This window comes from Streptomyces sp. NPDC048604, from assembly GCF_043199435.1.
Lineage (GTDB): Bacteria > Actinomycetota > Actinomycetes > Streptomycetales > Streptomycetaceae > Streptomyces.
In genome coordinates this window covers 122,997-133,983 of the sequence record NZ_JBICVX010000011.1, presented here as the reverse complement: position 1 = coordinate 133,983, position 10,987 = coordinate 122,997, and the positions used below count along the sequence as shown (strand labels likewise).

The 10,987-nt window shown below is 74.3% G+C and carries 8 protein-coding genes; 4 read left to right on the top strand and 4 right to left on the bottom strand.

Going from position 1 to position 10,987, the window contains the following annotated elements; translation table 11 throughout:
- Positions 1-117 precede the first annotated feature (117 nt).
- Entirely contained in the window at positions 118-2,076 is a 1,959-nt protein-coding gene (locus ACGFMM_RS22970) for an N-acetylmuramoyl-L-alanine amidase (RefSeq protein ID WP_393648274.1), read from the bottom strand.
- Positions 2,077-2,377: 301 nt separating this feature from the next.
- Positions 2,378-3,499 (bottom strand): aminoglycoside phosphotransferase family protein, encoded by a 1,122-nt coding sequence (locus tag ACGFMM_RS22965; protein WP_393648273.1) that lies wholly within the window; start codon positions 3,497-3,499, stop codon positions 2,378-2,380.
- A gap of 233 nt (positions 3,500-3,732) precedes the next feature.
- Here ACGFMM_RS22965 and ACGFMM_RS22960 point away from each other — a divergent pair, with 233 nt between their 5' ends.
- Positions 3,733-5,229 (top strand): hypothetical protein, encoded by a 1,497-nt coding sequence (locus ACGFMM_RS22960; RefSeq protein ID WP_393648272.1) that lies wholly within the window; start codon positions 3,733-3,735, stop codon positions 5,227-5,229.
- A 68-nt stretch (positions 5,230-5,297) separates the two neighbouring features.
- Here the strand turns inward: ACGFMM_RS22960 and ACGFMM_RS22955 are convergent, their stop codons facing one another.
- Positions 5,298-6,710, bottom strand: coding sequence for a PP2C family protein-serine/threonine phosphatase (locus ACGFMM_RS22955; RefSeq protein ID WP_393648271.1), 1,413 nt, complete (start codon positions 6,708-6,710; stop codon positions 5,298-5,300).
- Between the two features lie 209 nt (positions 6,711-6,919).
- On the opposite strand from ACGFMM_RS22955, the gene ACGFMM_RS22950 reads away from it, so the two are divergent.
- Both ACGFMM_RS22950 and ACGFMM_RS22945 read left to right on the top strand, forming a co-directional pair.
- Positions 6,920-9,037 carry a hypothetical protein gene (locus tag ACGFMM_RS22950; protein ID WP_393648270.1) on the top strand — a complete coding sequence of 706 codons (2,118 nt, stop codon included), beginning with the start codon at positions 6,920-6,922 and terminating at the stop codon, positions 9,035-9,037.
- Positions 9,034-9,555 carry a GNAT family N-acetyltransferase gene (locus ACGFMM_RS22945; RefSeq protein ID WP_393648269.1) on the top strand — a complete coding sequence of 174 codons (522 nt, stop codon included), beginning with the start codon at positions 9,034-9,036 and terminating at the stop codon, positions 9,553-9,555. The genes ACGFMM_RS22950 and ACGFMM_RS22945 overlap by 4 nt, the downstream gene beginning before the upstream one ends.
- Before the next feature lie 10 nt (positions 9,556-9,565).
- On the opposite strand, the gene ACGFMM_RS22940 is transcribed toward ACGFMM_RS22945, so the two are convergent.
- Positions 9,566-10,144, bottom strand: a complete 579-nt coding sequence (locus tag ACGFMM_RS22940) for a YdeI family protein (RefSeq protein WP_393648268.1) — start codon at positions 10,142-10,144, stop codon at positions 9,566-9,568.
- Between the two features lie 208 nt (positions 10,145-10,352).
- Here ACGFMM_RS22940 and ACGFMM_RS22935 point away from each other — a divergent pair, with 208 nt between their 5' ends.
- Positions 10,353-10,844, top strand: a complete 492-nt coding sequence (locus ACGFMM_RS22935) for a phospholipase (RefSeq protein WP_393648267.1) — start codon at positions 10,353-10,355, stop codon at positions 10,842-10,844.
- The last annotated feature ends 143 nt before the right edge of the window (positions 10,845-10,987 follow it).

Below are 10,987 nucleotides of genomic sequence, written 5' to 3'. Positions count from 1 at the left end.
TTGCCTACCTGATTGCCCCCGCCCACTGCCCGACTTTCCCCCTGCTTTTCTATTTTTTCACTTGTTTTTGGGTGTGGGGTTTCATCACCCCCCCCCCACCCCCTGGCGAGCACTCCGTCAGCCCGGGAATACCCGCACGTCAGCGGCGCTCACGAAGGCCACCCGGTGACCGAACTGGATCTCGTAGTACTCCTCCTGACCCCGCACCACACGATGTCCCGTGGTGTCGAACGTCGGAGCGAAGTAGTACTCCCCGGGGGTCCGGTCGCCCACCACGTACCGCTGCCCCGCGAGCAGCTTGTACGGCAGCGGCGACACCGCCTGCACCGGTACGCCCGCCGGGTACGCGGACGCCTCCGGATACGCCCTGCCGTACACCGGCACCTCCGCCAGGCCCTCACGCGGCGTCAGCAGCAGCCCGCGCGCGTTCACCGCGGTCGGCTCCTTCCTCGGGTTGTGGAACCACGCCTTCTGGCCGAGGTACCAGATCGCCGTCCAGGCGCCCCGGCGCTCCGCCACGGCGTACTGCTGACCCGTGGAGGCCCGCGCCCCCGTGTCGTTGACCCCGGTCGTCGAGTCCTGGCCGCCCGGCCGCAGACCGATGTCCTTCACCAGCGGCGCCGTGGCGTCCGGCGCGGTGTGCAGCCGCACCGCCCCGCTGCCGTGCGGGGCGCACGCCTCCCCGGCCTTCACGCAGCCCGTGTACACCGGCTGGTGCGCCGCGTACTCCGGCCGGATCGTGACCACGCCCGCGTCCGGTCCCGCGCTCGGCGTGAGCGGCCGGCCCAGCAGCGTGAAGTAGTGCGCCCAGTCCCAGTACGGCCCCGGGTCCGTGTGCATGCCGCGGATCGTGGCGGTCGTCGTCCCCGGCACGGTGTCGTGCCCGAGGATGTGCTGCCGGTCCACCGGGATGCCGTACCGCGCGGCGAGGTAGCGGACCAGACGCGCAGAGGTCCGGTACATCGCCTCCGTGTACCAGGAGTCCGGGGCCGTCAGGAAGCCCTCGTGCTCCAGGCCCACCGACTTGGCGTTGACGAACCAGTTGCCCGCGTGCCAGCCGACGTCCTTCAGCGGCAGGTGCTGCGCGATGTGCCCGTCCGAGGAACGCAGCGAGTACTGCCACGACACGTACGTAGGGTCCTGCACCAGCTTCAGCGTGACGTCCCAGGTCGCCTCGGTGTCGTGCACCACGATGTAGTCGATCTCCTGGGAGACCGGGCGGTTCCCCTTGTCGTGGTTGCCGTAGTCCCCGTCGCCGAACTCCTCGTACGGCGCCGGGATCCACTCGCAGGCCACCGTCGGCGGGCACTCCGAGAGCCCCCGGTCGGCCGTGCGCAGCCCCAGTGCCGCGGCCTGCGCCGGGTCCGCGGCCACGTCCGGCGCCGGAGCGAGCTCGACCGTCTGGCCGCTGTCGGTGGTCCGGCGCTCGCCCGTGCGGATCACGTTGAACACGTCGTTCGCGTACGCGGTCGCCGTCGCCGTGTCGTCCGCGCCGGAGAAGCGCGCCACCGCGCCGTACCAGTCCGCCGGATCGCCGCTCGCCGGCCGGCCCGACTCCCGCTGGGCCGCCGCCAGCAGCGCCGCACCGCCCTCGATGTTCGCCGCGGCGCCGGTCCGCAGCTCCTCGGCCGACCGGCCGGTCAGCGCCGCCGCCCGCTCCAGGGTGCGCAGCCGCGCTGGCAGCTCGGCCGGCTCGGGCAGTGCCCGCTCCGCCGCCACGCGCACCGGACGCGAGGCGTCGCCGCGCGCGTCCTCGGCGGCGTCCGAGTGGTGCTGTGCACCGGCCAGTGCCGTGCGCAGGTCCGTCAGGTGCATGGGCCCGTAGCCGCCGGACACGCTCGGCGCGCCGCCGTGCCCGTCCCAGCGCGACTGCAGGTACGACACGGCCAGGAGCACGCGCTCCGGCACTCCGTACCGCTCGGCCGCCGCCGCGAAGTCGCGCTGCAGCGCGCTCGGGGAGGGCGGCTCCCCGGCCGTGGCGGCCGGACCGGACGACAGGAGCGGCAACAGCAGGGCGGCGGACGCCAGGGCCCCCGCCGCTCGGTGGACACGTCTGCGTAACGCCGTACTGGGCAAAGCAGCCTCCGGGGACGAGGGGGGACGGTGGGGCGTGCGGTGCCGGACCCGTACAGGGGTAGCGGCTTCCCGAGGATCCGTCAATCACGTCCGAACAGTGGCGATTTGGCTTGTCAGAGCGGTCGCGGCGGAGTTTCGCGACGGCGGTGCGCGGGCCTGCGGTGCGTCAGTGGAGTGGACCAATGCCGAGCCGCTGCGCCCGGTCCGGACCCCGCACACGACAGTGCGCCGCGCCCCCGGTGTGTCGGCACCGGGCGCGCAGCGCACTTCCCCCTCGTCGGCGGAGGGCCCGCCCGTCTCGCTAGCGCGTGCCCACCGCGGCGCGCACGGCCCGCCGGGCCAGCGCGCAGTCGTCGTGCAGCCGCCGCAACAGCAGCCGCTGCTCCTCACCCGGCGACAGCGCCCCGGACGGCACCGGGGTCGAACCCGCCGGCGGGGCCTCGCGGATGGTCCGCTGCACCGCCGTCTCGTACGTGCGGATCTCCCGGGTCAGCACGATCATCAGGTTCACCAGGAACGCGTCCCGGGAAGCCGGGCCCGCCTGCTGCGCCAGCTGACTGATCTGCCGCCGTGCCACCGGTGCGTCGCCGAGGACCGTCCACAGCGTCGCCAGGTCGTAGCCGGGCAGGTACCAGCCCGCGTGCTCCCAGTCGACGAGCACCGGCCCGGTCGGCGACAGCAGGATGTTGGACAGCAGCGCGTCACCGTGACAGAACTGCCCCATGCCCTGCCGGCCGCCCGCGTGCGCCAGACCGTGCAGCAGCTTCTGCAGGTCGTCGCGGTCGCGGTCGGTGAACAGCCCCAGCTCGTGGTAGCGGCTGATCCGGGACCCGTAGTCGAGCGGAGCGTCGAAGGTCCCGGCGGGCGGACGCCAGGCGTTCAGCCGGGCGACCGCTCCCAGTACCGCCCGCACGTCGGCGCGCGGCGGGGCCTCCACGGGGTGCCGGCTCAGGGCCGCTGCCCGGCCCGGCATCCGCTCGATCACCAGTACGCAGTTCTCCGGATCGGCCGCGATCAGCCGCGGCGCACGCACCGGGGGGCGGTGCCGGACGAACGCGCGATAAGAAGCTATTTCGTGACGGAACCGCTCGGTCCAGGCCGGCGAGTGGTCCAGTAAACACTTGGCGACGGCCGTGGTGCGTCCGGTGGTTCCGACGATGAGCACGGAACGGCCGCTGCGGCGCAGCACCTGGACGGGGTTGAACTCGGGGCAGATCCGGTGGACGGAGGCGATCGCCATCCGCACCTGGGCGCCCTGCGGGCCCGACAGGTCGATTCTCCCGCTGAGCTGCTGCGGCGCCGTGGTCCCCGGCCGCCGCCGGGCCCGGCCCGCCTGTACGGGAGCGAGATACGGTCCGCTGCCGGCGGGGACGGAACGGTGCAGCCGGGGCGGGGCGGACACGGAGGACGATGCTGTGTACATGGGCGAGACAGATCCCTTCGTGTGCCGACAGTCGCGTGCGTCGCCCCGCCCGGCCTCCGGTCCGCACCCTGGGGAATGAGGGCCGGTTGCCGGGGCGGGGTGGCGCGTTCCTACCTGACACCGGCGCGCCCCTGGCGGAACATCGGGCGTGCCCTGGCGAACCATGGCGAATAGTCGCCAGCCCTATGCCACCGGGCTACTGTCAACTCAGCCGAGAACCTGGGGGCTTAGACGTGACAGGACACACCAACACTCGCCTGGCGGACCTCTTCGGCCTCGCCGGCTGGTCCAAGGGCGAGCTCGCGAGGCTCGTGAACCGGCAGGCGGCGGCCATGGGCCACCCCCAGCTGGCGACCGACACCTCCCGGGTCCGGCGCTGGATCGACCTGGGGGAGATCCCGCGCGATCCCGTACCGCGGGTGCTGGCGGCCCTGTTCACCGAGCGTCTCGGCCGTGTCGTGACCATCGAGGACCTCGGGTTCGTACGACACGGGCGCGCCGGACGACGGCGGAACGTCAGGAGCACCGAAAACCCTGACGGGCTGCCCTGGGCGCCCGACCGTACGGCGGCGGTCCTCACCGAATTCACGGGAATGGACCTCATGCTCAACCGACGCGGCCTGGTGGGCGCGGGCGCCGCGCTCGCCGCCGGCTCCGTACTCAGCAGCGCCATGCACGACTGGCTCCACGCCGACCCCGCACTCACCAAGGACGCCCCCCGCTCCACCGATCCCCTGCACGCCGACCCCGCTGGGTTCGACCGCTACGAGGCCGCCCCCATCGGGTCGCAGGAGATGGACGCACTGGAGCGCTCCGTGGAGGTCTTCCGCGCCTGGGACGCGGCCCGCGGTGGCGGGCTGCAGCGCAAGGCGGTGGTGGGCCAGCTCAACGAGGTGGGCGGCATGCTCGCCTATCGCCACCCCGATCACCTGCAGCGCCGCCTCTGGGGCGTCGCCGCCAACCTCGCGGTCCTCGCCGGCTGGATGTCGCACGACGTCGGCCTCGAACCCACCGCACAGAAGTACTTCGTCATCGCCGCGCACGCGGCCCGCGAGGGCGGCGACCGGCCCCGGGCCGGCGAGGCGCTCTCCCGGGCCGCCCGCCAGATGGTCCACCTGGGCCGGCCGGACGACGCGCTGGACCTGATGCAACTGGCCAAGTCCGGCTCGGGGGAGGAAGTCCTGCCCCGTACGCAGGCCATGCTGCACACCATCGAGGCGTGGGCACAGGCCTCGATGGGCCGCGGCCAGGCCATGCGGCGCACCCTCGGCGAGGCCGAGGAGCTCTTCGTCTCCGACAAGGGCGATGTGCCGCCGCCGAGTTGGATGCAGCTGTTCGACGAGGCCGACCTGCACGGCATGCAGGCGCTCGCCTACCGCACCCTCGCCGACCACGACCCGGCCGCGGCCGTCCCCGCGCAGCGGCACGCCAAGCTGGCGCTGGAACTGCGCGAGGGCGGGCGGCAGCGGTCCATGCTGTTCGACTACATCTCCCTGGCGTCCGCCTGCTTCATCGCGGACGACCCCGAACAGGCCGACCGCTACGCCCGGTTGGCGCTCGTGTCGATGGGTGAGACCTCCTCGCACCGGACATGGGACCGGCTGCGCGAGATGTACCGGCTCACCGGCCAGTACGCGGGCTACTCGAAGATCGAGGACCTCCGCGAGGAGATCCAGATGGCGCTGCCGAACGACCCCTCGGGTCGCAAGCCCGGCAGCAGGCGGATCTGACAGGGGAGGGGAACCGCACGAGACCGCACACGGAACGGGGCTCCGACGCCCCCGTGCGGGCAGGGCCCTCAGTGCCCCACTCGCACCGCCATCACACAGGCGTCGTCCTCGCGCGAGGACTCGCCGAACTCCTCCACCACCGTCCGTACGCAGTCCTGCGCGTCCCGCGCCCCGGCCAGCCGTGGCGCGAGCCCCAGCAGGCGGCGCGTACCCGAGTCGTCGTCCGTGCTGCCACGCGTCAGACCGTCCGTGTGCAGCAGCAGCAGGTCGCCGGGGAGCAGCCGTACCGTGGCCTCCTCGTACGTCCCGCGCGGCGTCGCCCCGAGGAGCACCCCCTCGGGCCGCCCGAGCGCCCGCCCCGTCCCTCCGCGGAACAGCAGAGGGGCGGGGTGTCCGGCCTGCGCCCAGGTCAGCATCTGGTCCACCGGGTTGTAGCGGGCGCAGATCGCGCTGCCCAGGGCCGGCTGCACGGACGTCTCCAGGAGCCGGTTGAGGTGGCTCATCAGGTCGCCGGCCCCGATCCCGGCGATCGCCATGCCGCGCAGCGCGCCGAGGATCATGGCCATCGACGAGGTGGCGGCGACGCCGTGTCCGGTGAGGTCGCCGACCGTCAGAAGCGCCTCGCCGTTCGGCAGGGCCAGTGCGTCGTACCAGTCCCCGCCGATCAGCCCGGTCGTCGCGGACGGGAGATAGTGGGCGGCCACGTCCAGCGGGGCCGGACCCTCGTGCGCGAAGCTCAGTGAACCGCGCCACGGCGGCAGGACCGCCTCCTGGAGTTCGACGGCGACGCGGCGCTCGGTGCGCTCGATGTGTCGCCGCCGCTGGAACGAGTCACGGCTCTCCCACAACGTTCTTTCGCTGCGCCGCAGTTCGCTGACGTCCCGTAAGACCGCCCACATGGCGGCCGTACAGCCGTCGGGGTCGAGGACCGGCTCGCCCATCATGTGCACGGTGCGGACCAGGCCGTCGCGGTGGACGATGCGGAACTCGCCGTCGATCGGCCGGCCGTCGATCAGACAGCCCGTCACCATGCCCTGGAGCAGAGTCTGGTCGTCGGCGAGGACGACGGAGGGCAGCTCGTCGAGGGTCATCGGCCCGTTCGCGGGCGTCCGGCCGAAGATCTCGTACAGCTCGTCGGACCAACTGACCTCGTCCGTGAGCAGGTTCCACTCGGCGCTGCCGACCCGGCTGAGCAGGGAGCCCGTGCGCGGCCCGGGGACGGGCGCGGAGGGCGGCGGGAGTTCGTCCGGCACACCGGCCTTCAGCTGGCCCAGATGGGCGCCGAGACCGTCGAGGTGATGCATCGCCAGCTCGCACAGCGCGCGCTGCCAGCGGCCCTGCGGGTCGTCCTCGTCCACCACGGCATCCCGGCGCACCGCGTCCATGTCGCCCCGCAGGCGGCGCGTCTGCGAGATCAGCGCGTCCACCGTGCCGGGTTCCGGGTGCTGCGCGGAGGGGTCCGCGGACAGATGGGACGGCATGACGAACTCCGATACAGGCGGCACGGGCGGCCAAGTCCGGGAGAGGGGACCGGCTAAGACTTTCGCACAGGGCGGGACCTGCCGTAAGCCGTTTGGCAACACTCGATCCGGTGGTGCTTTCGGCATATGTCAACGGCTCACCGGTATTCGGCCACGCGGACGACTTCAGGAAGCGATGTCGAGGGGGTGGCGGGCGCTACGGTGCACGTGTGGCGGATGCAGTGATCGAGGAACAGGGCGAGGGCACGGCGGTGCTGCTCGCGGCCGCGCCGGCGGGTCGGGGGAGGCTCGTCGACGCGACGGCGGTGCTCCAGGCGTTCGCGGCGGTGCCGCCGGCGGCGCTGGCGGACACCCGGGTCGCGACGGTCGTCGAACTCGCGGACCCGGTCGACCCGCAGGCGGTGCTGACCCGGCTGCGCGCCGCGGCGGGCGGCGCGGGACGGCTCGCGGTGTACCTCGCGGGACAACTCCACCTGGACCAGCGGCAGAACCTGCCGCACCTCGCGCTCGCCCGCACGACGGCGTCGACGCTGCGGTACACCGCGCTGCCCTGGCACTGGCTGTCCGACACGTTCAAGGAGCGGCGGCCCGGTACCACGACCGTGGTGGCGGACCTCGTCGCGGACGCGGGGACGTGGCGGGTGCTGGAGGAGCGCCCCGAGCTCCTCGACCTGCCCGAGGGCACCACGCTGTACGGCCGCGTCGTCCCGCCCCCCGGCCGGCGGGCCGGCCGCGCGACCCCGGACTACCTCCGCGCCTGCACGACGATCTGGCGCACCGGCGCGCGCCCGTCCTTCGCCTCCCTCCACGCCCAGGCGTCGGTCCGCGCGGCGACGGAACCGGCGGTGTGGCTGACGCGGCAGGCCGACCCCCCGGCCCCCGAGCCCCGCCCGTTCGCCCGCCCCGCGGGCGGCGAGGCCTGGGAGCCGCCGCGCACACCGGCGCGTCCGGAGGCCACCGCGGCCGCCCCGGCCGACGCCTCGGCCCCGGACTTCCCGCTGCCGCGCGCCCTTGCGGAGCAGGAGGTGGGGGCTGTGGCGACGCCGTCGCCCTCGCCGACGCCGGCCCCGGCTCGGACGCCGCCGCCCGCAGCCAAGCCGAAGCGAAGGTCGAAGCCGAAGCCCAAGAAGACATCGCCGACGGCGACTCCGACGCCCACTCCGACGGCGACTCCGACTCCCGCTCCGACGGCGACTCCGACGCCCACTCCGACGGCGACGCCGACTCCCACGCCGGCGCCGACTCCGACGCCGGCGCGAAAGCCGATGCCGACCCCGCCCCCGGCACCGACCCCGCCCCCGGCGCGGACCTCGCCTTCGGCGCCAACTCCGCCTCCGGCGCCGACCCTGCCCCCGATGCCGACCCCGCCTCCGGCCCCGACCGCTCCTCCCGCGTTCGCCCCGGCGGTCGTCGTTCCTGAACGTCCAGACGTGGCACGGGAGTTCCGGGCCGAGCCGTCGATCCCGGTGGAGCCTGCGGCGGCTTCCGAGCCGCCGACCGTCGCACCGGTGACCGTGGTGCCCGAGCCGGTCGTCGAGGTTGTGGAGGTCGCGGAGGAGCCTGCTCGTCCTGTCGTCGCCGCGGAGCCCGCCCGCCTGCCGGAGGCGCCCGCCGTGGCGCCGGTGACGGTCGTGCCGCAGGCTCCCGCCGCGGAGGACTCGGGGGAGCCCGAGGCTCCCCGGGCGGCTGCGGTCGCACCCGTACTGCCGCCGCGCCCCGCTGCCGCCCCGGTGGCGGACGTCCCCGACGCCCGTCGGCCGCAGGAGGCCGATGCGGCCGATGCGGCCGCCAAGGGCACGTGGGGCAAGGTGCGGGCGGCGGCCCGGGCCTTGCGCGGCGGGCGGGAGGAGGAGGCGGCGTCGGTGCCCGCCGGGCCCGTACTCGCCGCGCCGGGGCAGGGCGACCCGCATCCGGGGATCCTCGCCGCCGCGCAGGCGGGGCGGCACGGCGAGGCGGCCGCCGCGGCCGCCGCGTGGGAGCTGGACGCGCTGCGCCGGCACGGGCCGACGTCCGGGGAGGCGATCCACTGGCTGGAGGTCCGGGCCGACCTCGCCCGGCTCGCCGACGAGCCGGGCCGCAGCTGCGAGTTGTGGATCGCCGCCGCCCGGGCGCGCATCGGGCAGTGGCAGGACCTGGGCCACCCCGACGTCGAGGGCGCCGTCGACCGCGCGCACCATCAGTGGGAGCAGGTCCCAGACGAGGCGAAGGCGCGCGCCCTCGCGCCCGAACTCGTCGAGCTGCGGCGGCAGGTGCCGGGGCGTAGGCCGGGGGCCTTGCAGGCGATCCGGCGGAAGCTGGAGCGCTTCCCGCGAGAGGACTCCGCATGACGTCTCCCACCGCCTCGGCCCCCGCCGCCCCGCCGGTGGCCTGGCCGGCCGTGCTCACCACGGAGCGGCTGGTCCTGCGCCCGGTGGAGCGGGCCGACGTGCCGGCCGTCACGCGGCTGTGGACCGACCCGGAGGTACGCCGCCACCTCGGCGGACCGGTCGCCGCGTCGGTGGTGCGGATCCGGCAGCGCCGCTGCGTCGGGGCGCGTGGGGTCTTCGTGGCGGCCCGGGCCGACGACGGGGCCGTCGTAGGGCTGGTGACGGTCGGTTGGGACGCGGCGCGGGGCGAGCGGGAGGTCTCGTACCAGTTCCTGCCCGAGCACTGGGGCCGCGGGTACGCACGCGAGGCGGTGGCCGTCGCGGTGGACTGGGCGCTCGGCACCTCGCCCACCGTCATCGCCGTGACGCAGGAGGCGAACGCCCGCTCGCGTCGGCTCCTGGAGGCCGTCGGCCTGGCGCACGTCGAGTCGTTCGTGGAGTGGGACGCCCACCAGGTCCTCTACCGCACGCCCGGCTGACCCCGCCCCCTCAGACCGGCTTGCGGCCCTCCGCCAACGCGGTCAGCATCCGCTCCAGCCGCTGCCGGCGGCCCTTCGGCGTACGGGCCTGCCAGAGGCGGAGGATCACCAGGTACCGGTCGGTCTTGCCGAGTCCTTCGAAACCCTCCCGGGCCCTGTCGTCCGCCGCCAGCGCCTCCGCGAGGTCGTCGGGCACGGTCGCGTCCGCCTGCGCCGGGTACGCGTTCGCCCAACGGCCGTCCTCCTGCGCGGCGCGGACCTCCGCGAGCCCCGGCTCGCGCATCCGCCCGGCGGCGAGCAGCGCCTCGACCTTGCGCACGTTGACCTGCGACCAAAGGGCCCGCGGCCGCCGACGCGTGTACCGCTGCAGGTAGTAGTCCGCGTCGCCGGCCCGGCGCTGCCCGTCGATCCAGCCGAAGCAGAGCATGCAGTCCAGGGTCTCCGCGAGGGGCAGCGAGTGGCCCGCCGAGCCCTTCCGGGCCACCCTCAGCCACACCCCGGGCGCGTCGGGCCCGTGCTTCTCCAGCCAGGCCTCCAGGCCCGCCCGCTCCGTGAACGTCATGACCGGAAGTCCCTCGAACTCGTCCATGACGTCACCCTAGTGACGCAGCAGTCACGCCTTCGGCGACGACTTCGCGATCCGCCCGAGCGGAAGTGTGCATTCCAGGTGGAACACCGCGCGAGATGTTCACCGCGGATTCCCGGCGAACTCCGTCGCGGACGTGCCGTCGGCTGACAGGATCTGGCCGCTCTGCAAACACGCAGACTTCCACCCCCCCCACATCTGGAGGTCCCGTATGCATCGTCGTGGTGCCCTGTCCGTCGCGGCAGTCGCCCTGGCGGTCACCGCCGGCTTCGTCTCCGCCTCCGCGGCATCGGCCGCGCAGGCGGACAAGGAGCAGCTGCTCAGCTCCTGGACGCAGTCCGACGCCGGCAGTCAGAACGCCTGGCGCTCGGCTTCGTCCGACCAGGGCTCGTACGCCGAGTACGGCTTCGACTGGTCCACGGACTACTGCAGCTACTCGCCGGACAACCCGGGCGGTTTCGCGTTCTCCGAGGCCTGCGCCCGGCACGACTTCGGCTATCGCAACTACAAGGCGCTGGGTTCCTTCAGCGCTCACAAGTCCCGCCTCGACTCCGCGTTCCACGCGGACATGAAGCGGGTCTGCGCCGCCTACTCCGGTGAGCAGCGCACGTCGTGCGACAACACCGCCTGGTACTACTACCAGGCCGTGTCGTGGCTCGGCTCGGCGAAGGCCGGGGAAAGCCCCGCGTCGCCCCGCTCCTGACCGAGCGTTCCGCGCCGTCGGCTCCCGGCGGCGCGGCCGACGGCCCGGGCCCCCCCCCGCCGCCCGGCCCTCCGGCCCCCGGGGCCCGGCGGGGCCCCGTCCGCCGGGCGCCGCAGAACCCGGCGGGCGCGGGGCTGTACCCC

Coding starts and splice junctions, on each gene's coding strand:
- ACGFMM_RS22965 (WP_393648273.1), bottom strand. CDS start 3,499: ATGTACACAGCATCGTCCTCCGTGTCCGCCCCGCCCCGGCTGCACCGT.
- ACGFMM_RS22955 (WP_393648271.1), bottom strand. CDS start 6,710: ATGCCGTCCCATCTGTCCGCGGACCCCTCCGCGCAGCACCCGGAACCC.
- ACGFMM_RS22945 (WP_393648269.1), top strand. CDS start 9,034: ATGACGTCTCCCACCGCCTCGGCCCCCGCCGCCCCGCCGGTGGCCTGG.
- ACGFMM_RS22940 (WP_393648268.1), bottom strand. CDS start 10,144: ATGGACGAGTTCGAGGGACTTCCGGTCATGACGTTCACGGAGCGGGCG.
- ACGFMM_RS22935 (WP_393648267.1), top strand. CDS start 10,353: ATGCATCGTCGTGGTGCCCTGTCCGTCGCGGCAGTCGCCCTGGCGGTC.